The organism is Stenotrophomonas sp. MYb57 (genome assembly GCF_002966815.1).
Taxonomy (GTDB): Bacteria; Pseudomonadota; Gammaproteobacteria; order Xanthomonadales; family Xanthomonadaceae; genus Stenotrophomonas; species Stenotrophomonas indicatrix.
The window spans coordinates 323,155-344,306 of sequence record NZ_CP023271.1 but is presented as its reverse complement, the minus strand read 5'-3'; the positions used below and the strand labels follow the sequence as shown (position 1 = coordinate 344,306).

Below are 21,152 nucleotides of genomic sequence, written 5' to 3'. Positions count from 1 at the left end.
AAGCCTACAAGGACGTACTTGCGGCGTCCCCGCACTCCGACACCGCTCCACCAACCCACGGAGTGCCCGCTGTTGCTGTTGAGGTTGCCGGCCAGCGGCCGGCACTACCGCGGGTGCCGCAGCCCGGCGCCACCTCAGAACCCCAGCGGGGTGTCGCCCAGCACCGGCTGCAGCTGGCTGCGGAACAGCGCCTGGATACGCTCCAGTGCTGCTTCGTCGTTGCCTTCGAAACGCAGCACCAGCACCGGCGTGGTGTTGGAGGCGCGAACCAGGCCCCAGCCGTCGGCGAAGTCCACCCGCAGGCCGTCGATGGTCGACAGGCGGCCGCCGACATACGGGTTGTCCGGCGACTGCGCAGCGGCCACCAGCATCGCCACCAACGCATGCGGGGTGCCCTCGGCCACCGGCACCTTCAGCTCCGGCGTCGCCACCATTTCCGGCAGTTCGGCCAGCACTTCGTCCGGCGTTTCCTCGCGCTGGGCGAGGATCTCCAGCAGGCGTGCAGCGGCGTACAGGCCATCGTCAAAGCCGAACCAGCGTTCCTTGAAGAAGAAGTGGCCGCTCATCTCGCCCGCCAGTTCGGCGTCGGTCTCGCGCATCTTCGCCTTCATCAGCGAGTGCCCGGTCTTCCACATCAACGGGCTGCCGCCGTTGCGCAGCACGTGATCGGACAACCTGCCGGTGCACTTCACGTCGTAGATCACCATCGCGCCCGGGTTGCGCATCAGCACGTCGGCGGCGAACAGCATCAGCAGACGGTCGGCGTAGATGATCCTGCCTTCACTGGTGACCACGCCAAGGCGATCGCCATCACCATCGAACGCCACGCCGAGGTCGGCGCCAAAGCGCTTGACCGTCTGCACCAGGTCTTCCAGGTTGGCCGGCTCGCTGGGATCGGGGTGATGGTTGGGGAAGGTGCCGTCCACATCGCAGTACAACGGGATGACTTCTGCGCCGATTGCTTCCAGCAGCTGCGGGGCGAAGGCACCGGCCACGCCGTTGCCCGCGTCGGCCACCACTTTCAGTGGGCGGTCCAGCTGCACGTCATCGGCAATACGCTGGATGTAATCGGCGGCGACCTCGCGCTGCTGGTAATCACCCGGCTCCGCAGCCTGCACCAGACGGCCTTCGACAATGCGCTGGTAAAGGTCGGTGATCGCATCGCCGGACAGGGTCTCACCACCGATGACGATCTTGAAACCGTTGTAGTCCGGCGGATTGTGGCTGCCGGTGACCGCTACACAGGTACCGGTGCGCAGATGGAAGGCGGCGAAATACACCACCGGGGTCGGCGCCAGGCCGATATCGATGACCGCACAGCCGGCGCGCCGCAGGCCTTCGGCAAGACCGGCCGACAGTTCGGGACCGGACAAGCGCCCATCGCGACCGATCACCACCTCGCGCAGGCCCTGCTCAAGGGCGACGGTGCCGATGGCCTGGCCGATCAGCGCGGCGGTGCGCGCCGTCAGCTGGCTGCCCACGACGCCGCGGATGTCGTAGGCGCGGAAGATGCCTGCAGCCAGCTCGTCGGCCGGAACCGGTGGCGGCGGAGGTGGCGCAGCCTCGGCCACCGTCTCGCCGGGCACCGCCGGCGGGACCATCTGCAGGCTTTCACGCAGGGTCGGGCCGTGATCGGCGTCGGCCACCGCGCTGCGCCGGCTGGGCAGCGGCAGTGATTTCGGCAGCCGGCCACGACCTACCACCAGCAGTACCGCGATGAAGCCCAGCAGCAGGGCGACAATCGCGCTGGCCAGGGCTCCCAGCCCCAGCGGGCCGGGTTCCACATTGGGCACCCCGGCGGCCAGCCGCAACGGCGTTCCCGCCACCGGGCGCGCCATTGCTTCGGCGCTCTCGGACAGGCCGGTATCGCCCTGCACCACGATGTTGTGTGCTCCCTGGCGCAGCGCCAGGAAGCCGTTGCCGGGAGCGCTCACCTGATCCAGCGGCGCGGTCAACCGCAACAGCGGCTGGCGGACATACACCACCGCCGGCCCGACACCGGCCAGTTGTACCGGCGCGGCCAGACCCAGGCGGTTGCCGCCGCCATCGCGGACCACGCGCAGGGTTGCCTTGCCTTCGGCCAGCGCCGATTCCAGCAGGGCCAGGCGTGCGAATCCAAAAGTGGCCGCATCGGCATAGCCTGCGGCCAGGTCAGCGCCCAGCACCTCCACCTGCTCGACGCCGGTCCAGCTTTCCCGCAGCGCCAGCGCGGCGCCGGCGGCATCACCGGCCTGCAGCGCCTGCTGCACGCGGTCGCCCTTCAACTGCTGCTGCAGCTGCTGCAACTGGCCGGAGGCAGCCTGCTGCAGCCCTTGCACGGCCTGGTCGCGCGCCTGTTCCAGCGCGTCCCCGCTGGCGGCCTGCCGCCACTGCTGTACCGCGCTCCAGCCGAACCAGGCGGCCAGCAGTACCAGCAGCACGCCCAGCAATGGCGCGCTGCGTCCCAACGTCTTTCCCCGCTGTGCTTCCCCGATGCCGCTCATCGATGTCCCCTGTCAACGCACCCCGGTATGGCCGAATCCACCCGTTCCCCGCACGCTGTCGGTGAAAGTATCCACCACCTGCAGGCTGACGCGGGCAATCGGCACGATCACCAACTGGGCGATGCGATCGCCCGGCTCGATGGTGAAGGCCTCGCGGCCACGGTTCCAGACACTGATCAGCAGCGGCCCTTGGTAGTCGGCATCGATCAGGCCGGTGCCGTTGCCGAGCACGATGCCATGGCGGTGGCCCAGGCCCGAACGCGGCAGGATCACTGCGCACAGATGAGGATCGGCGATATGGATGGCCAGGCCGCTGGGGACCAGTGCGGTATCGCCCGGCTGCAGGGTCAGCGCGGTTTCCAGCGCCGCGCGCAGGTCCATGCCGGCGCTGGCTTCGGTGGCATAGGCCGGCAGCGGCCAGCTGTCGCCGAAGCGGGGGTCGAGCAGCTTCACCTGCAACGGTTGCGGGGAGAGTCCGTGGGTGTTGCTTGCCTGGGTCATGCCTGAAGCCTCCGCGCGATCAGCGCCAGCAGTTGTTCGGCCAGCTCACGCTTGGAAGTAGCCGGGAATACCTGTTCGCCATCCTGCCAGAAGGCCGTGGCGGCATTGTTGTCGCTTTCGAAACCACCGCCGGTGATGCCCACCTGGTTGGCGATCACCAGGTCCAGGCGCTTGTCGACCAGCTTGCCGCGCGCATATTTCTCCACATCGTGGGTCTCGGCGGCAAAGCCGACCACCAGCTTCAACGACTGCGTCTGCGCGGCAACCTCGGCCAGGATGTCCGGGGTGCGCACCAACTCGATCACCAGCGACTGGCTGTCGGCGGTCTTCTTCAGCTTCTGCGCGGCCACCTGGCGCGGGGTGTAGTCGGAAACGGCGGCAGCACCGATATAGATGTCGGCCGGCAACGCATCCAGTACCGCCTCGCGCATCTGCGCGGCAGAGCGCACATCGATGCGCTGCACGCCGGGCGGCGTCGGCAGCTGCACCGGGCCGCTGACCAGCACCACCTGGGCACCGAGCCCGGCGGCAGCGGCGGCCAGCGCGTAGCCCATCTTGCCGCTGCTGCGGTTGCCCACGTAACGCACCGGATCGATGTCTTCATAGGTCGGGCCGGCGCTGATCAGCAGGCGCAGGCCCTGCAGGGCGCGCGTTTCCGGCGCCGCGGCAGCGGCAGCGCCGTTGGCGGCCAGGGCGGCGACGATGTCGGCCGGCTCGGCCAAACGACCGGGGCCGGATTCGCCTTCGGCCAGCGGCCCATCGACCGGACCGATCACCTGCGCGCCGCGCTGGCGCAGCAGGGCGATATTGGCCTGGGTGGCCGGATGCAGCCACATCCGATGGTTCATCGCCGGGCACACGGTCAGTGGTGCGGTGCTGGCCAGGCACAAGGTGCTGACCAGGTCATCGGCGTGGCCCTGGGCCAGGCGGGCCAGCAGGTCGGCGGTACCCGGCGCGATCACGATGCGATCGGCCCAGCGTGCCAGTTCAATGTGGCCCATGGCCTGTTCGGCGGCGCTGTCCCACAAGGTAGTGCGGGTCGGCTGGCCGGAAAGGGCCTGGAAGCTGAGTGGGGTGACGAACTGCTGGGCGCCGGCCGTCATCGCCACCTGCACCAGCGCACCGGCATCACGCAGGCGTCGAACCAGTTCCAGGGCCTTGTAGGCCGCGATCCCGCCACCGACACACAAGAGCAGTTTCTGGCCTTCCAGCGCGCGGGTCCGCGTCGGGGAAGCGTTGGGAGAATCAGCCACCTGGAATTCCTGTGCAAACGAGGGCGTTAGCTTACCCGAAGGCCAGCAACCTCCCGGTGCACGCGGCACATAGCGGGCGGCTATCAGCACATGGGCGGGGGCCGATGGAGTTTTCCGGGTTTGCTGCGAGCCGATTCGGAACTTTCCTATACCTCTTCGCGTCCCCGCTTTGCAGAATCATTGCTGGCCACCGAGGTGTGCCGTTCGATTTCCCAGGAGTTCCCCGTGCAACCGCGCATCATCATTGCCGACGACCATCCGGTCGTCCTGCACGGCATCCGAATCGTGCTTGAGCGTCACCAGATGGACGTGGCCGGTGCCGCTGCCGACGGTGCCGGACTGCTGCAGCTGCTGGTCCAGCAGCCCTGCCACGCCGTACTCACCGACCTGTCCATGCCCGGCCCCGGCCCGGACGGCCCTGAACTGCTGGCCGAGCTGCGCCAACGCCATCCCGACCTTCCCGTGGTAGTGCTGACCGGGGCCAGGCACCCGGGGTTGCTCGATGGCCTGCTGCGCGATGGCGTACACGGCCTTGTCGACAAGAGCGCCGACTTCGCCGAACTACCGCAGGCCCTGCATGCCGCCATGGCCGGGCAGGTGTTCGTTTCCGACCAGCTGCGGCGCCACCTGCAGGCCCGCGATCTGCTGTTCCCCCATCCACCGGCTGCGTTGTCGACACGCGAACTGGAAGTGCTGCAACTGCTGACCGACGGCCTGAACATCAATGCCATCGCCGACCGCAGCGGGCGCAGCCCGAAGACGATCAGCCGGCAGAAGGCCGAAGCCATGCGCAAGCTTGGCCTGCAGACCAACCAGGAACTCTACGACTACCTGCAGACCCGGCGCGACTGAGGGCTTGGCCGACCCGCAGGTGCGGCAAGGGCTTATGGGAGCGGTCGGCGATGATCGCCATGATGGGTGCCATGCCCATCCATGAATGGCCCGAAGAAGAGCGCCCCCGCGAGAAGCTGCTGACCCGGGGTCCCACGGCATTGTCCGACGCCGAACTGCTGGCCCTGTTCCTGGGTTCCGGCATTGGCGGCCGGGACGCCGTACAGACCGCGCGCGACCTGTTGCTCGCCCACGGCCCATTGCGGGTGCTGCTGGACCGCTCCGCCCGCGAACTATCGAAACTCCCTGGGTTGGGGCCGGCTCGCAGCTGCACGCTGGCCGCAGGGCTGGAACTGGCCCACCGCTACCTGGCCGCTGAACTGCAGCAGGGCGAAGCGGTGGGCAACAACCCTGCCGCCGTCGGCCGTTACCTGCAGCACCGTCTGCGTGGGCAGGCACGGGAACTGTTCGTGGTCCTGTTCCTGGACAACCGCCACCGCCTGATCGCCTGCGAGGAACTGTTCGCCGGTACCATCAACGCGGCCCCGGTCTACCCCCGTGAAGTAGTGCGCAGAGCCCTGCTGCACAACGCCGCCGCGGTCATCCTCAGCCATAACCATCCCTCTGGCGACCCGGAACCCTCGGCCGCCGACGCGCAGATCACCGAGGAACTGCAACGGGCCCTGGCACTGGTCGACATCCGCCTGCTGGACCACTTCGTGGTCGGCGAGGGGCGTCCGGTTTCGTTTGCTGAACGGGGTCTTCTGCCACCGCTCCAGGCCCGCCTGGTCGGATGAGCCCCGCAGCAGCACGCCGCGACGCGTGCCCTGGCAGGCAGGCCCCGGTCAGCGTTGAGGCCGGCATCTGCGCTAAAATGGGCGATTCCGCCGCTCATTCTCACAGCAGGCCTCGTGAAAAATCTCCTCCGCGCCCTGATCAGCCAAGGCATCGAAGCCTTGCGCGCCAATGGCACCCTGCCCGTCGACTCCCTGCCGCCGGACTTCGTGGTCGAGCGCCCGAAGACCCGCGACCATGGCGACTTCGCCACCAACGCCGCGATGCTGCTGGCCAAGGCCGCGCGCAGCAATCCGCGCGCACTGGCACAGGCGCTGGTCGAGGCACTGCCGCGCAGCGAAGACGTCAGCAAGGTCGAGATCGCCGGCCCCGGCTTCATCAATTTCCACCTGGCGCCGGCCGCGTACCAGCGTGAAGCCGTCACCGTCATCAAGGAAGGCGCCGATTACGGCCGCAACCTGTCCGGCAATGGCCGCACGGTAGGCGTGGAGTACGTGTCGGCCAACCCGACCGGTCCGCTGCATGTCGGCCACGGCCGCGCCGCGGCCATCGGCGACTGCGTGGCACGCGTGCTCGATGCCAACGGCTGGAATGCCAAGCGCGAGTTCTACTACAACGATGCCGGCGTGCAGATCGAGAACCTGGCGCTGTCGACCCAGGCCCGGGTGAAGGGCATTGCCCCGGACCAGGAAGGCTGGCCGGAAGGCGGCTACCGCGGCGACTACATCGCCGACGTGGCACGTGCCTACATGTCCGGCGCCAGCGTCGACCTGGAAGGCACCCTGGTGGTCGGCGCCAAGGACCCGGACGACCTGCAGGCGATCCGCCGCTTCGCCGTGGCCTACCTGCGTAACGAGCAGAACCTGGACCTGGCCGCGTTCGGCGTGGATTTCGACATCTACTTCCTGGAAAGCTCGCTGTACGCCGATGGCAAGGTCGCCGAGGCAGTGGCCAAGCTGCAGGCGTCGGGCCATACCTATGAGGAAGGCGGCGCGCTGTGGCTGCGCAGCACCGACTTCGGTGACGACAAGGACCGCGTGATGCGCAAGTCCGACGGCACCTTCACCTACTTCGTGCCGGACGTGGCCTACCACCTGTCGAAGTGGCAGCGCGGCTACGAGCGCGCGATCACCGAACTGGGCGCGGACCACCACGGTTCACTGGCGCGCGTGCGTGCCGGCCTGCAGGCCATGGAAGTGGGCATCCCGCAGGGCTGGCCGGAATACGTGCTGCACCAGATGGTCACCGTCATGCGCGGCGGCGAGGAAGTGAAGCTGTCCAAGCGTGCCGGCAGCTACTTCACCCTGCGCGACCTCATCGAAGAAGCCGGCCGCGACGCGACCCGCTGGTTCCTGATCGCACGCAAGCCCGATTCACAGCTGACCTTCGACATCGACCTGGCCCGTCAGCAGAGCAACGACAACCCGGTGTTCTACGTGCAGTACGCACATGCCCGTGTCTGCAGCCTGCTGCGCCAGGCGCAGGAGAAGGGTCTGGTCTACGAACAGGGCACCGGCCTGTCCAATCTCGGCCGCCTGGCCGATGACGCATCGCTGGCCCTGATGAACGAGATCTCGCGTTATCCGGAAGTGGTGGAAGCGGCTGGCGTGGCGCTGGAACCGCATCTGGTCGCGCAGTACCTGCGCGAATTGGCGCACGCCTTCCACACGTGGTATCACGGGACGCCGGTGCTGGTGGACGACGCGACCGATCGCAATGCCAAGTTGACCCTGGCCTGCGCGGCGCGCCAGGTACTGGCCAACGGCCTCGACCTCCTGGGCGTTTCCGCCCCGGAAAAAATGTAAGCCTCAGGAGACGCAGTAGACATGGCAGCACGACGCGGCAAGACACAGGCTCGGCGCAACAGCAGCCAAGGCACGCCCGGATGGGTGTGGCTGGTTGCCGGCGTGGCGATCGCCGCCGTGGTGTTCCTGGCGGCGCCGAACCTGTTCAAGGGCGAGGGCGATGGCTTCCTGCGCGCCGGTCCGCAGCCGAACCCGAACGCGCAGCCGGCGCCGGTGGCCGATGGCGAAGGCGATGTCGGCACCCAGCCGGCCGCACAGCCGGCCACGCCGAAACCCGCTGAGCCGGAAAAGCCGGCCGCCACCCAGTACGACTTCTACACCCTGCTGCCTGGCAAGGAAGTGGAGATGTCCGACGCCGAACTGGCCGCCAGCGCGCGCGCCGAGGAACAGCGCCGGAGCAAGGCCGAAGCGCAGCGCGCGCAGGCCGCACTGGAAGGCAAGCCCGTGCCGGCGGCGGTTGCGGCCGCAGCCCCTGCGGCGACGGCGAGCGTTGCCAGCACCGCGCCGGTGACCGCCACCAGCCGTCCGCTGCCGACGCCGGTGAGTGAACGCCCGACGACCGCCGCGCCAGCGGCCACCACCGCGCCGGCCAGCACCAGCACCGTTGCCGCCGCTCCTGCGGTACGCAGCGAAACCGCGCCGGCCGCCGCCAGCACTGCAGCAGCCCCGGCACCGGCCGACAACGCCCGCTACATCCTGCAGGCCGGTGCGTTCGGCGCGTCCGGCGATGCCGAAGCGACCAAGGCCAAGCTGGCGATGATGGGCCTGGCCGCACGCGTGGAGTCGGCGCAGATCAACGGCAAGACCGTGTACCGCGTACGCATGGGGCCCTATGGCACCGCCGGTGAGCTTTCCGAAGCCAAGCAGAAGCTGGATGGCACCGGCCTGCAGGCGATGGCGATCAAGGCGCAGTAAGCGTGCGGGCATAATGAAAAAAGCCGGGCATTGCCCGGCTTTTTTTTGCCCGTGCAGCGCCGGGCTCGACGCTGCAGACAGCGGATCAGCTCTCGCGGGCAACCTGGAAACCGGCGAACGACTGGCTGACCGGCATCAGTTCCAGGCGATTGATGTTCAGGTGCGGGGGCAGGCTCGCCACCCAGAAGATCTGCTCGGCGATGTCTTCGGCGGTCATCGGGTTGGCGCCGGTGTACAGCTTGTCCGACGCAACCTGGTCGCCATGGGTGCGGACCACGGTGAACTCGGTTTCGGCCATGCCCGGTTCGATGGTGGTCACGCGTACACCGGTACCGTGCAGGTCCGAACGCAGGCCCAGCGAGAACTGGCTGACGAACGCCTTGGTGCCGCCATAGGCGTTGCCGCCCGGATACGGATAGACACCGGCCACCGACGAAATGTTGATGATGGCGCCCTTGCGCTCCACCAGCTGCGGCAACAGGCGATGGGTCAGGGTGACCAGCGCGGTGATGTTGGTGTCGATCATCGTCGTCCAGTCCTTCAGGCTGGCGCTCTGCGCCGGCGCGGTGCCCTGGGCCAGACCGGCATTGTTGACCAGCAGATCGATGTCACCGAAGGCCGGCGGCAGCGCCAGCAGTGCCGCTTCCATCGCGACCGGATCACGCACGTCGAACACGGCCGCGTGCACCACCTCCTTACCGTAGCGCTCGACCAGCGGCTGCAGGCGTTCGCTGCGACGGCCGGTGGCGATCACTTTCCAGCCCGCCTGGGCGAAGCGGTGTACGGCAGCGGCGCCGAAGCCGGACGTGGCGCCGGTAATCAGGACGGTTCGGGTCATCAGACAACTCCGTGGGAAACCAGACCGCCATTCTGGCACCGTCGGCCCACGGCTGCGTTGCCTGATCGGCCCGCTGCGGTGCGCGCGGTCAGCGCAGGCGGAACACGCGTGCCTTCGGCAGATCTTCGTCGACCTGCAGGAACCAGCGCCCGGCAATGCCCGGAATCACCTCGATCTGCGGTGCCTGCAGGGTCTTGCGCAGCTTCATCTGGCCCTTCATCACCTGCCACTGCTGACCGTTGTCGAGGGTGAACACCGAGCCCGGCTGCCAACCCGCGACGTCGCCGACCACGCGGGCGCTGACTGGCCCCTCTTCCAGGCCCAGGTGCATCGCCGCCGGGGCGGGAACGTTGGCCGGCACCGGCGCGCCGGTGTTGGCCGCAACCGCCGCCCGCGCGGGTACGGGCGTAGATGCCTCGGCCTCGCGCAGCACGCGGTTCAGGGTCTGCAGCTGGGTCGCGTCCAGGCCCACTTCGGCCAGCTGGGCCGCGCTGAGACGCTGCTCCACGGGCACGAAACGGTCCTGGGCGGTGGCGGCGAAGCTGCTGGCGGCCAGCAGAACGGAAAGGAGGTACCGGCGCATTGGAGAGGGTCTCTGCAGAACAGCGCTCACGATGCTGCAATCCGGTGACAGTCCGGTTACAGCCGCAGGGCCGGTACAATGGGCCATGATCAATAATGATGTACTGCGCAGCGTGCGCTATTCCCTGGACCTCGGCGACCACCACGTGGTGACCCTGTGCCAGATGGCCGATCCGGCGTTCGAAGTGGATGTCGACCAGGCCAAGGCCTGGCTGCTGCGTGAAGACGAGCCGGGTTTCCAGCCGATGAGCGACAGTGCGCTGGCGCACTTCCTCGATGGCCTGATCCTGCACCTGCGCGGTCACGATGAGGGCCAGGCGCCGCGCGCGGTGGAAACCCGCATCGACAACAACCTGGTGTTGAAGAAGCTGCGCGTGGCCTTCCAGCTGCGCGATGTCGACATGATGGAGATCTTCACCAGCATCGGCTTCAACGTCTCCAAATCCGAACTCGGCGCGCTGTTCCGCCAGCCCGGCCACAAGAACTACCGGCGCTGCCTGGACCAGATGCTGCGCAACTTCCTCAAGGGCCTGAGCCTGCGCCTGCGCAGCTGAGCACGGCGTCGACGAAGGCGCGTGCGGCCGGCGTTGGCAGGCGCTGCCAGACCAGATGTACGCGCCGGGTCGGGGTCGGTTGCAGCGGCACCTGCACCACCCCTTCGAAACCGTCGGCGATCCGCACCGGCACGATGCCCACCGCCAGGCCGTGGCGGACGAAGCGCTCGACCAGTTCCATCAGGTTGACCTCGAAACGCACCTGATGCGGCAGGCCCGCTGCGGCGAACGCATCATCGGTCTGCCGGCGCGCGCCGGTCCCCCGCGGGAAATCGACCAGGGCCTCATCCTGCAGCGCCGCCAACGGCAACCGCTGGCGCGTGGCCAGCCGATGCTGCGGCGCCAGCACGGCCACCAGAGCCTCTTCCTGCAGCATCTGGTGGCAGACGCCCTCGAGATGGGCCGACGGCGCCAGCCCCACCAGCGCCACGTCCAGTGCGCGCGACTGCACCTGCTGCAGCAGGGTCTCGCTCTTGTCCACCCGCAACTGGAACTCCACCTGCGGGTGCTGCTGCTGGAAGGCAGCCAGCATGGCCACCACGTCGACGCCGGTCAGCGACGAGATCTGCCCGATCGCCAGCAGCCCGCGCACGTCACCACTGACGGCAGCGACGTCGGCACGCAGGCGGCGCAGGCTGGCCAGCACCTGCCGGGCGTGCACCAGCAACGCCTCCCCCGCCGCGGTGGCGCGCACCTGGCGCGGCAGCCGCTCGAACAACATCGTGCCCAGCTCCTGCTCCAGATGGGCAATCTGATGGCTCAGGGCCGACTGCACGACGTGGCAGCGCGCGGCCGCACGGGTGAAGTTGCCCTCTTCAGCCAGGGCCACGGCGAACTCGAGCTGCTTCAGGTTCACACCCGTATCTCAATTCCAGATGACGGCGATGATGATGATTCATTTCCATCATGATCGCAGCAGGCAGACACTGTGCTGCCCTGCTTCACGGAACATCGCGTGTCTCCTTCCCTTCCTCCCCTGCAGCGCTGGCAGATCCTGTTGATGTCGGTCGCCACCGGCGTCGCGGTGGCCAGCAATTACTACGCGCAGCCATTGCTGCATACCATCGCCGATGCCTTCGGCGTGCCTTTCGGCCAGGTCGGCATGGTGGTGACCGCTGCGCAGTTGAGCTACGCCGCTGGCCTGATCCTGCTGGTGCCGTTGGGTGATCTGTTCGAGCGCCGCCGGCTGATCGTGGTGATGACGTTGCTGTCGGCCAGCGGGCTGGTGATCAGCGCGTGCGCGCCGTCGTTGCCATGGCTGCTGGCCGGTACCGCGATCACCGGGTTGTTCTCGGTGGTGGCGCAGGTGCTGGTGCCGTTCGCCGCCACCCTGGCCGCACCGGAGCATCGCGGCCGCGTGGTCGGCACGCTGATGAGCGGGCTGCTGCTGGGCATCCTGCTGGCACGCACCGTGGCCGGGCTGCTGTCGAGCCTGGGCGACTGGCGCCTGGTCTATGCGATCGCTGCAGGTACGCTGGTGCTGACCGCGCTGGCCCTGCAGCGCGGCCTGCCGCGTTTCCACCACAGCGCCGGGCTGAGCTACTTCGCGCTGCTGCGCTCGATCGGCACGCTGTTCGTGCAGGAGCCGGTGCTGCGCCAGCGCACGCTGCTCGGCGCGTGCAGCTTTGCGATGTTCGCGATCTTCTGGACGCCACTGGCCTTCCTGCTGGCGCAGCCGCCGTATGCCTACAGCGACGCCACCATCGGCCTGTTCGGGCTGGTCGGTGCCGCCGGTACGCTGGCTGCCGGCCTTGCCGGGCGCATGTCGGATCGTGGCCAGACCGGCCGGGCCACGGCCATTGCGCTGGTGCTGTTGCTGCTGTCCTGGCTGCCTCTGGGGCTGTCGGCGCATTCGCTGCTGGCGCTGCTGGTCGGCGTGGTGGTGCTGGACCTGGCCGCGCAGCTGCTGCATGTCAGCAACCAGAACCTGATCTACGCACTGCAGCCGGAGGCACGCAACCGCCTCAATGCCGGTTACATGACCGGCTATTTCATCGGGGGTTCGCTGGGCTCGCTGCTGTCGGCACAGGTCTACCAGCGTTTCGGCTGGACCGGCGTATGCGTGGCCGGTACCGCGGTGGCGGTACTGGCCCTGCTGGTGTGGCTGCCCAGTGCCTGGCGCGCACGCCAGGCCGCGTCGGCCGACTAGAAGCTGCCCTGCAGCGCCAGTTCCCAGCGTCCACCGGCATTGCCCGGGAACAGACGCTTGGCGGCGCTGTCGGTGTCATGCACGGTGGCGCGCAGTTCCCAGGCCGGCGTCAACGTGGCAATGGCACTGAGCTGGCCATGCAGGTAGTCCGGCCCCTGCGCGGTGGCCAGCCAGTACTGCCCCACCGCCGCTTCCAACCGCACGCGCTCGTTCAACGGCACCCGCACGCCCAGCTGTGCGTAGGTGCCGCGATGGCCGCCGGCCAGGGCATCGTTGGAGTGGGCAACCTGCAGCCAGGCGCGTTGCTTCCAGGTGGTGGTGACATTGAGTTCGGTCCAGTCCAGTGCGCGGCCAGTGCCCGGATAGACATACCGGGTGAGGTTCGCATCCAGGCTCCAGTCCGGCGACAGCGCGCCGGACCAGCCGGCGACGAGATCGAACTCGCTGCGTGCCCCGCTGTCCGGCGTGAACGAGACATTCGAGCCCCATGCGCTGGCATACCAGCCCGAACCCGCCGTCACCTTTGCCCCCACCTGCGCGGCCGGATCGCCCTCGCTCTGTGAACTGCCGCGCCAGACATAGTCGCTGGTCAATGCCGCCGTGCCACTCACCTGCACCTGCACCTGCGCCTGCACGCTGCCGGCGCACAGCAGCCCCGCCAGTGCGGCCGCGCTGGCCACGATCATCCCCTTGCTCTTCACTGCACTCACTTCCTCGTCGAAGGCGGTCTGTCCGCCGGGACGGCAGTGTCGATGGCAGGGCCGTAACGGTTCGATGGCGATGCTGCCGTGCCAGCGCAAATTCAGCGTAAATCCGCGCTGCGGTGGGCGCGGTATCATGCGGGCCTATTTCCAGGAACCAACCACGTGGACGCCATCCTGACCCCGGTATCGATCGGCGAGCTGATCGACAAGATCACCATTCTCGAGATCAAGGCCGAGCGCATCGACGATGCGACCAAGCTGGCCAACGTGCGCACCGAGCTTGACGGCCTGCTGCCGCTGCTGCAGCAGCAGCTTGACGCGCAGCCGGCACTGGCCGCGCTGAAGACGCAGTTGAAGGCCATCAACGAGCGCATGTGGGAGATCCAGGACCAGCTGCGCGACAAGGAAGCGGCGCAGGTATTCGACGAGGCGTTCATCCAGCTGGCGCGCGGCGTGTACGGCACCAACGGCGAACGCGTGCAGGTGAAGAACGAGATCAACCGTGTTGCCGGTTCGGCGCTGGTCGAGGAAAAGCAGTACCAGGGCGAGTAAGCGCGCCCGTCAGCCACACTCCAGCAGGTGGCGGATGCGGAACAGTTCGACATCGCTGCGGATGCCGAGCTTCTGGTAGGCCGCTTTCTTCTGCGTGCTGATCGTGCTGGCCGAGCGCTGGAAGCGCCGGGCCACTTCGCCGGTGCTGCACCCCTGCAGCACCAGCCGCAGCACTTCGCGTTCACGCCGGCTCAGTGGCGTCAGGCTGGGCGCCGACATGCGCCGCGCGCGCGATCGATTCAGCTGCGTGCGCAGCTCCGGGGGCACGAACCGCCCACCGCGGGCCACCACGTCCACCGCGCGCAGCAGCATTTCCGGCGTGGTCGCCTTGGACAGGAAGCCGCGTGCGCCGGCCTGCATCGTCGTGGCCACGGTGCTGGCATTGCAGTGCGCCGACAGCACCAGTATCGGCAGGCTGGGCCAGCGCCGGGACAATCCGCGCAGCAGCTGCAACCCGTCGCCAAGATCCCCCAGCGGCAGCGCATCGATCACCAGCAGGTCAACGCAGCCGGGTTCGCGTTGCAGCAGTTCCATCAGGTCATCTTCGTTGGCGTAGCTGCCGCGCACGTGCACGCCGCTGTGCTGGTGCAGCAGCACTTCCACCCCCAGCCGCAGCACCGGATGCGGATCCAGCAGCGCCAGACGGCGCGGCCGGTCGGGGAGCAGCGGTGGGAGTACGGGCGGCATCGCGGTGTATCCGGCAGCACGGGATATCCACCGTAGGGCGCCACTGGCGGTGGCGGAATCCAATTCATTGCAATGCAACATGACGCCGCGCATCGCAGTCAGACTCTGTTCTGATTCCCCACAACGCAACAGGCCCGGCAATGCCGGGCCTGTTTCAGCACGAACAGCGCGCGGGCGCGTCGTAGATGCAATTACCAGCTGAAGCGCGGGCCGACGGTGTATTCCTTGTCGCCGTGGCGGTTCATCTTCAGCTCGCCGTTCAGGCCCCAGTTCTGGTTCAGCTTGACCTGACCACCCAGACGGCCGTACCACTGGCTGTCGATGTCGACGCCGTGCTTCTTCGAATAGTCTTCGTAACCGACCAGGCCGTAGACCTCAGCGTGGGCACCGAACGCGGTACGGATACCGGCTTCAGCGCTGTAGCCGTTGAAATCCAGGCCGTGCTTCTGGTCGAACTTCTGGTAGGCGACGCGGGCAACGAAGTCGGTCGACGGAGCGATTTCGACGTTGTAGCCGGCACCGACCTTCCACTGGTCAACCTTGATGTTGGTGTGGTCGACTTCCTGACGGCTGTACTCGCCGAAAGCGTGGAAGTTCGGCAGGAAGCCGTAGGAACCCTTCACGCCCCAGCCATCAGCCTTGATGCCGTCAACGTCGGTCTTGGCGTAGTCAGCCTCGGCGTAGTTGTAGGACAGGTTCTCGGCGGCCGAAGCGGTGAACGGCAGGGCAGCGGCCAGAGCCAGAGCAATCAGCGAATTCTTCATGGGGGTACACCTTTACTTTCTTATGGTGTGCAGCAGCGCCAGGGCGCCATCGCATCGGGAATGTAAATTCTCCGTTATTCGCCACAACGCTCCCTGAAAACAGCGGTCTTCGCATTGCTGAATTTTTTGCATTGATTCAGCAAGGCTCAGGCATACGCGCGCGGTACGCGCACGCGCTTCGATTCAATGGCGCGGCAATCGATGTCGATTTGCCGCGCCCTGAAGCGTCGACTCAATGAAGGCCGTGCACCTGGCACGGTCCATTCCGGAGGCAAGCGATGAGCTACATCGATGGTTTCGTCCTGGCGGTGCCGACCGCCAACAAGGAGAAGTTCCTCGCCCACGCGCGCAGCGGCGACGTGGTGTTCCTCGAACACGGCGCGCTGCGCGTGGTCGAGTGCTGGGGCGATGACGTGCCGCACGGCAAGACCACCGACTTCTTCGGCGCGGTGAAAGCCACGGCGGAGGAGACCGTGGTGTTTTCCTGGATCGAGTGGCCGGACAAGGCCACCCGCGATGCAGGCATGCAGAAAATGATGGAAGACCCGCGGTTGGACCCGTCGAAGAATCCCATGCCGTTCGACGGTGCACGGATGATCTACGGCGGATTCGAGCCGATCTTCGAACTCAAGCGCTGACCCGGGCGGGCGTCCTCAGCGGGCGCCCGCTTCATCCTCACCCGCCGCGTGGCCGGCACCCAGCGCAGCACCGGCACCCACACCCAGCCCGCCCATTCCGGCACCCATGCCGCCGCCACCGCCGCCACCTCCACCGGTGCGACCGCCCTTGGCTTCGCCCTCGTTGCGGCCCTTGCCACTTCCGCCAGCGCTGCCCGCAGGGCGGGTAGGCCTCTGGCGCGGGATCTCCAGGTCGGCCGGTACCGGCGCAAGGTCCAGCGCCTCGCGGACGAAGTCGCGCAGCGAGATCACCAGTTCGTGTGTGTGCACCGCACGCCCCTGTGCCAGTTCACTGGCAGCGCGCGCGGCCAGCCGTACCTGCTCGTCGGTGCCCAGCAGCAGGATGTCCGACAAGGCCGCTTCGACCGCATCGCGGATGCGCCGGGCCCGATCCGAGCCCGGCTCGGCGATGCCTTCTTCGTGGGCCCGCTGGCGCAGGTCGCGCAGGTGGGTTGGATCGACCCCCAGCTCACCGGTGAAGGAGCCGCCCAGCGTCTTGTAGGCCGCCATCAAGGTACGCAGCCGCTCATTGATCTGCCGGTTCTCTCGTTCGCGGCGCTGCTGCAGGGTCTGCATCACCAGCAGGCGGATGCCCACGCCGAGCAGGGTGATCAGGACCAACCCCGCCAGGGTGGACAGCACGCCCTGCCAGGAACTGAAATCGATGCCGCGCATGGTCAGGGCTCCTGCGGAAGACCTTCATCTTGCCCCAGGCTGCTGCCGCAGATCCACGTCAGGCAACGATCAGCCCCCCCGAAAACGCAGAAGGCCCTCCCGCCCGATGAGCGGAAGGGCCTTCGAACCACGCGCGATTACTTGCGCTTGGCAGCCTTGCGCACGGCCTTCTTGGCCGGAGCCTTCTTGGCCACGGCCTTCTTCAGCGGTGCAGCCTTCTTGGCGACCGTCTTGCGGGTAGCAGCGACCTTCTTGCCGACAACCTTCTTGGCAGCAGCGGTCTTCTTGCCGACAACCTTCTTGGCAGTGGCGGTCTTCTTGCCGACGACCTTCTTGGCAGCGACGGTCTTCTTGCCGACGACCTTCTTGGCAGCGACGGTCTTCTTGCCGACGACCTTCTTGGCAGCGACAGTCTTCTTGCCGACGACCTTCTTGGCAGCGACGGTCTTCTTGGCCGCAGCCTTCTTGGCGGTAGCGACCTTCTTGCCGACGACCTTCTTGGCGGCCACGGTCTTCTTGGCCACAGCCTTCTTGGCGGTAGCGACCTTCTTGCCGACAACCTTCTTGGCAGCAGCGGTCTTCTTGGCCACAGCCTTCTTGGCGGTCGCAACCTTCTTGGTGGCGGCCTTCTTCACGGTAGCGACCTTCTTGCCGGCAGCCTTGGTGGTCTTCTTGGCAGCAGCAGCCTTCTTGGTCACGGTCTTGCCGGCAGCCGCCTTCTTCTTGGCCACTTCCTTCTTCAGGGCAGCCGCTTCGGCCTTGGCGTTCTTCTTGGCCGCTTCCAGCTTCTTCTTGGCGTTGGCAACGGTCTTGCCGACCGACTTGGCAGCCTTCTCGGCCTTCTTGGCAACGGTCTTCTCGACCTTGGCCACGACCTTCTTGGCCTTGGCGACGCGGGTGGTGGCAGCCTTGCGGGCGCGCTTGACGGTCTTCTTGACCGACTTCACTGCGTCTTCGGCGGCGTGGGCGATGGTCTCGCCGACGTTGGTGGCGGTTTCTTTCACGTTCTCGACGGCGTCGGTCACGACCGACACACCATTACCGTTGCTCATGTTGCCCTCCTAGGGGCCTGGATTGTCAAAACGGGGCGATGCTATACCGACAATGGCTATCGTGGAACGGGCACGGCCGGCCAATCGCATCCGGTGCGACGCAACTGGAGTAAGCGATAACGGCGGCGGACGTGCCCCGCAGTCAGGAAATCCCTTTTTTTAAGCAGTGTGCTGCGCAGCCTGCCTGCTGCTGGCGTGCCGATGCAGGCACTGGCAGCAGCCACACATCCGCGCAGCACTGAGCGTCATCGCAAGGTCGGGATGCGCGGAACTGCGCAAGTGTCGCGGTGTATCAGGGCGCTGCCGGCGTGCCTTGCGGCACTCGCTCGCGGCTGTCGCGAACAGCGTTGTGGTGCGCGCGTCAGCTTTCCGGCGCCTGCGGCGAGGGTCGGATTTTCATGGGGCATTTATCCAGATCGCGACACACTCATTCAGCTTGTTCTACCGTATGCGTCAACGGCCCCAACCTCAGCCTGCGAACCGACTCCCATGCGACCGCTTCCCACCCTGCTTACGCTCGCAATCGCCGCTGCCTTCGGCGGCTTCGTTGCCACCGGCCTCAATGCGCACCTGGACAACCGTGCCGATGCCGCTCCGCTGCCGGCGGTACTGCCCACCTCCGCAGCGCTGCCGGCCGCGGTCGCCGGGCAGGCGGTGCCTTCGCTTGCACCGATGCTGGAAAAGGCGATGCCGGCGGTGGTCAGCGTCAACACCAAGCAGGTGGTGCGGGTACGCAACCCGTTCTTCAACGACCCGTTCTTCCGCCGCCTGTTCCCGGACATCCCGCAGGAGCGGATCAACGAGTCACTCGGTTCGGGCGTCATCATCGATGCCACCGAAGGCCTGGTGCTGACCAACCACCACGTCATCGACAACGCTGATGACGTGCAGGTGACACTGGCCGATGGGCGCACGGTGAAGGCCGAGTTCCTCGGCTCGGACCGCGACACCGACATCGCGCTGATCCGCATTCCGGCGCAGAACCTGACCGACATCAAGCTGGGCAACAGCGACCAGTTGCGGGTGGGCGACTTCGTGGTCGCGATCGGCAATCCGTTCGGTTTCAGCCAGACGGTCACCTCGGGCATCGTCTCGGCGGTGGGCCGCAGTGGCATCCGCGGGCTGGGCTACCAGAACTTCATCCAGACCGATGCATCGATCAACCCCGGCAATTCCGGTGGCGCACTGGTCAACCTGCAGGGCCAGCTGGTGGGCATCAACACCGCCAGCTTCAACCCGCAGGGCAGCATGGCCGGCAACATCGGCCTGGGCCTGGCGATTCCGTCGAACCTGGCCCGCAGCGTGGTCGACCAGCTGGTCAAGCATGGCGTGGTGGTGCGCGGCACGCTGGGCATCGAAAGCCAGAACCTGAGCGCGCAGATCGCGCAGGGCCTGGGCCTGGGCGAAACCCGCGGCGCCCTGGTGACCCGCGTGCTGGCCGGTTCGGCCGGTGCCGCCGCAGGACTGAAGCCGGGCGACGTGGTGGTATCGGCCAACGGCCAGCGCGTGGACAGTGCCGAAGCACTGCACAACGTGGAAGGCCTGGCGGCGGTGGGCAGCGTGCTGACCCTGGACGTTCGCCGCGAAGGCAAGCCGCTGCAGATCAAGGCAACGCTGAAGGAACAGGCGCGCGTGGTCAGCGGCGAGAGCCTGGACCCGCGCCTGACCGGCGCCAGCTTCGTCGACCTGCCCGAGTCGCTGCGTCAGTCTGGCGTGGGCGGCGTGCTGGTCAGCGAGGTCAAGCGCGGCAGCCGCGCCGCGACCAATGGCCTGCAGCAGGGCGACATCATCACCGACGCCACGGTGGGCGAGTTCGCCGACCTGGCCAGCTGGCGCGCCAATTTCCAGCAGCGCCCGCCCACCCTGGTGCTGCGCGTGTTGCGCAACAATGGCCAGCAGCAGGGCCAGTTGGTGATGCGCTGATCGCCTGGTCGTAACGCCCCCTATACCCACGTGATGCTATTGCTGTACGTCCAGGTCGGCCAAGCGCCGATCGCCCGTTCCCCCATCGCAACAGGAGTGATTCGATGAGCCCCACCAATACCGAGAACCTGAAGGACCACCTGGGTGAAGCCGGTTCCCACCTGAAGCAGGCCGCCAGCGCTGCCGGCGGTGCGATCAAGGGCGCTACCGGCGCCGCGACCGATGAACTGCGCATCGGCAAGGCCAACGTCAAGGCTGAACTTTCCGACAGCGCGCTGTCGGGCCTGGCTGCTGCCGAGTTCGGTGGTGCCGCCGCCAAGGAACAGGTCGACGCGCTGATGGACAAGGGCAAGGACCTGATCGACAGCGCTGCTGAGCTGATCCGCGAACGTCCGCTGGCCTCGTTCGGCGTGGCCTTCGCTACCGGCTGGATCATCGCCAAGCTGGCCCGCGGCAGCGACAAGTAAGCTGCGGCGTGAGCGAAGACACCACGCAACGTCCTGATCCGGCGGCCACGCCGCCGTTGGACGAAAGCATCCGCCAGGTCGGCGCAGCCGGCCGGGCGACTGCCGATTCGGCCAAGCACTCACTGCGTTCGCTGCGCCGGTTGGCGTCGGCGGACTTCGCGCTGGCGCGCAGCGCGTTCGGCCGCGCATTGGCCTGGGCCGGCGTCGCCATCGTGTTCGGTGCGTCGGCCTGGCTGTTGCTGGCCGCCACCCTCATCGCCCTCCTGCAGAGCTTCGGCCTGAGCTGGCTGCAGGCCCTGCTGATCACCTCGCTGCTGAGCCTGGCCGTCACCGGCTATGCGATCTGGCGCGTTTCCTACTTCTTCCACCACACCGGCATGCATGCCACCCGGCGTCAGTTGTCCCGGTTGGGCCTGTTCGATGAGCCCACCGATGATGATCCCGATGCCGGCGTGCAGATCCCGGAGGGCAAGCCATGAAGTTCGGTGCACTGCAGCGGCGTGTGAAACGTTGCGAACAGGTGATGGCCGTGCGCCTCGGCGAGACCCAGGACCACTGGAACGTGCTCAGCCAGGTCTGGCGACAGGGCTGGTCGCCACTGCGCATCGTGGTGGTGGGTCTGGCCGGCGGGTTCATCGCCGGCAAGCTGGAGGTTCCGGGCAAGGTCAACGGAGCGCGTTGGCTGCAGATGGTCGGTTCGGTGTCCAGCCTGTTCGCCAGCGCCCAGGCCGCGTTTGCTTCGGTGGTGGCGGCGCAGGCGGCGGAAACCGCAGACGATGCCGCCGACCAGGTGGATGAAGCGGCCGGGCCGCCCCCCGCCGCCGCAGCACGACCGGCAGCACGCCCGGTGGCCGAGCCCGAGCTGCGTGAGCCCCGTCCGGCCGAAGCGGCGACCGAGATGTCCGAACGTTGACGAACCTTACCCGCCGCGTTGATCGCGGCGGG

Annotated in this window: 23 protein-coding genes; 12 read left to right on the top strand and 11 right to left on the bottom strand. The window is 67.4% G+C overall.

Features of this window, described 5'->3' with window-relative positions:
* Positions 1-134: 134 nt before the first annotated feature.
* The 3 genes from CLM74_RS01560 to coaBC are packed head-to-tail and all read right to left on the bottom strand — an operon-like array spanning position 135 to position 4,237.
* Positions 135-2,483 (bottom strand): phosphomannomutase/phosphoglucomutase, encoded by a 2,349-nt coding sequence (locus tag CLM74_RS01560; RefSeq protein WP_105163293.1) that lies wholly within the window; start codon positions 2,481-2,483, stop codon positions 135-137.
* Positions 2,484-2,495: 12 nt separating this feature from the next.
* The gene (gene dut, locus CLM74_RS01555; RefSeq protein ID WP_025878378.1) at positions 2,496-2,984 is read right to left on the bottom strand and encodes a dUTP diphosphatase; all 489 of its coding nucleotides are present in this window, start codon (positions 2,982-2,984) and stop codon (positions 2,496-2,498) included.
* Entirely contained in the window at positions 2,981-4,237 is a 1,257-nt protein-coding gene (gene coaBC, locus CLM74_RS01550) for a bifunctional phosphopantothenoylcysteine decarboxylase/phosphopantothenate--cysteine ligase CoaBC (protein WP_105163292.1), read from the bottom strand. The genes dut and coaBC overlap by 4 nt, the downstream gene beginning before the upstream one ends.
* A gap of 225 nt (positions 4,238-4,462) precedes the next feature.
* Between coaBC and CLM74_RS01545 the strand changes: the two genes are divergently transcribed.
* The 4 genes from CLM74_RS01545 (at position 4,463) to CLM74_RS01530 (ending at position 8,583) form a co-directional block, all read left to right on the top strand.
* Positions 4,463-5,089 (top strand): response regulator transcription factor, encoded by a 627-nt coding sequence (locus tag CLM74_RS01545; protein ID WP_025878376.1) that lies wholly within the window; start codon positions 4,463-4,465, stop codon positions 5,087-5,089.
* 71 nt (positions 5,090-5,160) lie between these two features.
* A complete protein-coding gene (gene radC / locus CLM74_RS01540) occupies positions 5,161-5,865 on the top strand; it encodes a DNA repair protein RadC (protein ID WP_105164917.1) in 705 nt (234 codons plus the stop codon).
* Between the two features lie 114 nt (positions 5,866-5,979).
* Positions 5,980-7,668 (top strand): arginine--tRNA ligase, encoded by a 1,689-nt coding sequence (argS, locus tag CLM74_RS01535; RefSeq protein WP_025878374.1) that lies wholly within the window; start codon positions 5,980-5,982, stop codon positions 7,666-7,668.
* Positions 7,669-7,689: 21 nt separating this feature from the next.
* The gene (locus CLM74_RS01530) at positions 7,690-8,583 is read left to right on the top strand and encodes an SPOR domain-containing protein (RefSeq protein ID WP_105163291.1); all 894 of its coding nucleotides are present in this window, start codon (positions 7,690-7,692) and stop codon (positions 8,581-8,583) included.
* 85 nt (positions 8,584-8,668) lie between these two features.
* Here CLM74_RS01530 and CLM74_RS01525 read toward each other — a convergent pair whose 3' ends face one another.
* Positions 8,669-9,421 carry an SDR family NAD(P)-dependent oxidoreductase gene (locus CLM74_RS01525; protein WP_025878372.1) on the bottom strand — a complete coding sequence of 251 codons (753 nt, stop codon included), beginning with the start codon at positions 9,419-9,421 and terminating at the stop codon, positions 8,669-8,671.
* Positions 9,422-9,509: 88 nt separating this feature from the next.
* Positions 9,510-10,004: a hypothetical protein gene (locus tag CLM74_RS01520; RefSeq protein WP_105163290.1), complete on the bottom strand. Its 495-nt coding sequence runs from the start codon at positions 10,002-10,004 to the stop codon at positions 9,510-9,512.
* Positions 10,005-10,089: 85 nt separating this feature from the next.
* Between CLM74_RS01520 and CLM74_RS01515 the strand changes: the two genes are divergently transcribed.
* A complete protein-coding gene (locus CLM74_RS01515) occupies positions 10,090-10,557 on the top strand; it encodes a DUF1456 family protein (protein WP_025878370.1) in 468 nt (155 codons plus the stop codon).
* Here CLM74_RS01515 and CLM74_RS01510 read toward each other — a convergent pair.
* The gene (locus CLM74_RS01510; RefSeq protein WP_105163289.1) at positions 10,526-11,413 is read right to left on the bottom strand and encodes a LysR family transcriptional regulator; all 888 of its coding nucleotides are present in this window, start codon (positions 11,411-11,413) and stop codon (positions 10,526-10,528) included. The genes CLM74_RS01515 and CLM74_RS01510 overlap by 32 nt on opposite strands.
* 99 nt (positions 11,414-11,512) lie before the next feature.
* On the opposite strand from CLM74_RS01510, the gene CLM74_RS01505 reads away from it, so the two are divergent.
* Positions 11,513-12,706, top strand: coding sequence for an MFS transporter (locus tag CLM74_RS01505; RefSeq protein WP_025878368.1), 1,194 nt, complete (start codon positions 11,513-11,515; stop codon positions 12,704-12,706).
* On the opposite strand, the gene CLM74_RS01500 is transcribed toward CLM74_RS01505, so the two are convergent.
* Complete coding sequence (locus CLM74_RS01500) at positions 12,703-13,407, bottom strand: TorF family putative porin (RefSeq protein WP_105164916.1); 705 nt, start codon at positions 13,405-13,407, stop codon at positions 12,703-12,705. The two genes, CLM74_RS01505 and CLM74_RS01500, sit on opposite strands and share 4 nt — an antisense overlap.
* A 165-nt stretch (positions 13,408-13,572) precedes the next feature.
* Between CLM74_RS01500 and CLM74_RS01495 the strand changes: the two genes are divergently transcribed.
* The gene (locus tag CLM74_RS01495; protein ID WP_025878366.1) at positions 13,573-13,962 is read left to right on the top strand and encodes a DUF6165 family protein; all 390 of its coding nucleotides are present in this window, start codon (positions 13,573-13,575) and stop codon (positions 13,960-13,962) included.
* A gap of 9 nt (positions 13,963-13,971) precedes the next feature.
* Here the strand turns inward: CLM74_RS01495 and CLM74_RS01490 are convergent, their stop codons facing one another.
* Positions 13,972-14,649, bottom strand: coding sequence for a response regulator transcription factor (locus CLM74_RS01490; RefSeq protein ID WP_105163288.1), 678 nt, complete (start codon positions 14,647-14,649; stop codon positions 13,972-13,974).
* 191 nt (positions 14,650-14,840) lie between these two features.
* Complete coding sequence (locus CLM74_RS01485) at positions 14,841-15,413, bottom strand: Ax21 family protein (protein ID WP_025878364.1); 573 nt, start codon at positions 15,411-15,413, stop codon at positions 14,841-14,843.
* 278 nt (positions 15,414-15,691) lie between these two features.
* On the opposite strand from CLM74_RS01485, the gene CLM74_RS01480 reads away from it, so the two are divergent.
* On the top strand, positions 15,692-16,051 hold the full coding sequence (locus CLM74_RS01480) for a DUF1428 domain-containing protein (protein WP_025878363.1): 360 nt from the start codon (positions 15,692-15,694) through the stop codon (positions 16,049-16,051).
* Between the two features lie 15 nt (positions 16,052-16,066).
* On the opposite strand, the gene CLM74_RS01475 is transcribed toward CLM74_RS01480, so the two are convergent.
* Together CLM74_RS01475 and CLM74_RS01470 are read right to left on the bottom strand one after the other, a co-directional pair.
* Positions 16,067-16,765 (bottom strand): hypothetical protein, encoded by a 699-nt coding sequence (locus tag CLM74_RS01475; protein ID WP_105163287.1) that lies wholly within the window; start codon positions 16,763-16,765, stop codon positions 16,067-16,069.
* A gap of 137 nt (positions 16,766-16,902) precedes the next feature.
* Positions 16,903-17,817: a histone gene (locus CLM74_RS01470; protein ID WP_105163286.1), complete on the bottom strand. Its 915-nt coding sequence runs from the start codon at positions 17,815-17,817 to the stop codon at positions 16,903-16,905.
* Between the two features lie 489 nt (positions 17,818-18,306).
* On the opposite strand from CLM74_RS01470, the gene CLM74_RS01465 reads away from it, so the two are divergent.
* From CLM74_RS01465 to CLM74_RS01450, 4 genes are all read left to right on the top strand, one after another.
* The gene (locus tag CLM74_RS01465) at positions 18,307-19,740 is read left to right on the top strand and encodes a Do family serine endopeptidase (RefSeq protein WP_025878360.1); all 1,434 of its coding nucleotides are present in this window, start codon (positions 18,307-18,309) and stop codon (positions 19,738-19,740) included.
* A 104-nt stretch (positions 19,741-19,844) separates the two neighbouring features.
* On the top strand, positions 19,845-20,207 hold the full coding sequence (locus CLM74_RS01460) for a hypothetical protein (protein ID WP_025878359.1): 363 nt from the start codon (positions 19,845-19,847) through the stop codon (positions 20,205-20,207).
* Between the two features lie 8 nt (positions 20,208-20,215).
* Positions 20,216-20,686, top strand: coding sequence for a phage holin family protein (locus tag CLM74_RS01455; RefSeq protein WP_025878358.1), 471 nt, complete (start codon positions 20,216-20,218; stop codon positions 20,684-20,686).
* Positions 20,683-21,120 carry a hypothetical protein gene (locus tag CLM74_RS01450; protein WP_025878357.1) on the top strand — a complete coding sequence of 146 codons (438 nt, stop codon included), beginning with the start codon at positions 20,683-20,685 and terminating at the stop codon, positions 21,118-21,120. The genes CLM74_RS01455 and CLM74_RS01450 overlap by 4 nt, the downstream gene beginning before the upstream one ends.
* Positions 21,121-21,152: the final 32 nt, after the last annotated feature.

Excerpts from the sequence above, each read along its gene's own strand:
- CLM74_RS01465 (WP_025878360.1), top strand. The coding sequence starts at position 18,307 with ATGCGACCGCTTCCCACCCTGCTTACGCTCGCAATCGCCGCTGCCTTC.
- CLM74_RS01490 (WP_105163288.1), bottom strand. The coding sequence starts at position 14,649 with ATGCCGCCCGTACTCCCACCGCTGCTCCCCGACCGGCCGCGCCGTCTG.
- CLM74_RS01470 (WP_105163286.1), bottom strand. The coding sequence starts at position 17,817 with ATGAGCAACGGTAATGGTGTGTCGGTCGTGACCGACGCCGTCGAGAAC.
- CLM74_RS01450 (WP_025878357.1), top strand. The coding sequence starts at position 20,683 with ATGAAGTTCGGTGCACTGCAGCGGCGTGTGAAACGTTGCGAACAGGTG.
- CLM74_RS01480 (WP_025878363.1), top strand. The coding sequence starts at position 15,692 with ATGAGCTACATCGATGGTTTCGTCCTGGCGGTGCCGACCGCCAACAAG.
- CLM74_RS01560 (WP_105163293.1), bottom strand. The coding sequence starts at position 2,483 with ATGAGCGGCATCGGGGAAGCACAGCGGGGAAAGACGTTGGGACGCAGC.
- CLM74_RS01515 (WP_025878370.1), top strand. The coding sequence starts at position 10,090 with ATGATCAATAATGATGTACTGCGCAGCGTGCGCTATTCCCTGGACCTC.
- CLM74_RS01475 (WP_105163287.1), bottom strand. The coding sequence starts at position 16,765 with ATGCGCGGCATCGATTTCAGTTCCTGGCAGGGCGTGCTGTCCACCCTG.
- CLM74_RS01485 (WP_025878364.1), bottom strand. The coding sequence starts at position 15,413 with ATGAAGAATTCGCTGATTGCTCTGGCTCTGGCCGCTGCCCTGCCGTTC.
- dut (WP_025878378.1), bottom strand. The coding sequence starts at position 2,984 with ATGACCCAGGCAAGCAACACCCACGGACTCTCCCCGCAACCGTTGCAG.
- radC (WP_105164917.1), top strand. The coding sequence starts at position 5,161 with ATGCCCATCCATGAATGGCCCGAAGAAGAGCGCCCCCGCGAGAAGCTG.
- CLM74_RS01530 (WP_105163291.1), top strand. The coding sequence starts at position 7,690 with ATGGCAGCACGACGCGGCAAGACACAGGCTCGGCGCAACAGCAGCCAA.
- CLM74_RS01520 (WP_105163290.1), bottom strand. The coding sequence starts at position 10,004 with ATGCGCCGGTACCTCCTTTCCGTTCTGCTGGCCGCCAGCAGCTTCGCC.
- CLM74_RS01525 (WP_025878372.1), bottom strand. The coding sequence starts at position 9,421 with ATGACCCGAACCGTCCTGATTACCGGCGCCACGTCCGGCTTCGGCGCC.
- CLM74_RS01460 (WP_025878359.1), top strand. The coding sequence starts at position 19,845 with ATGAGCCCCACCAATACCGAGAACCTGAAGGACCACCTGGGTGAAGCC.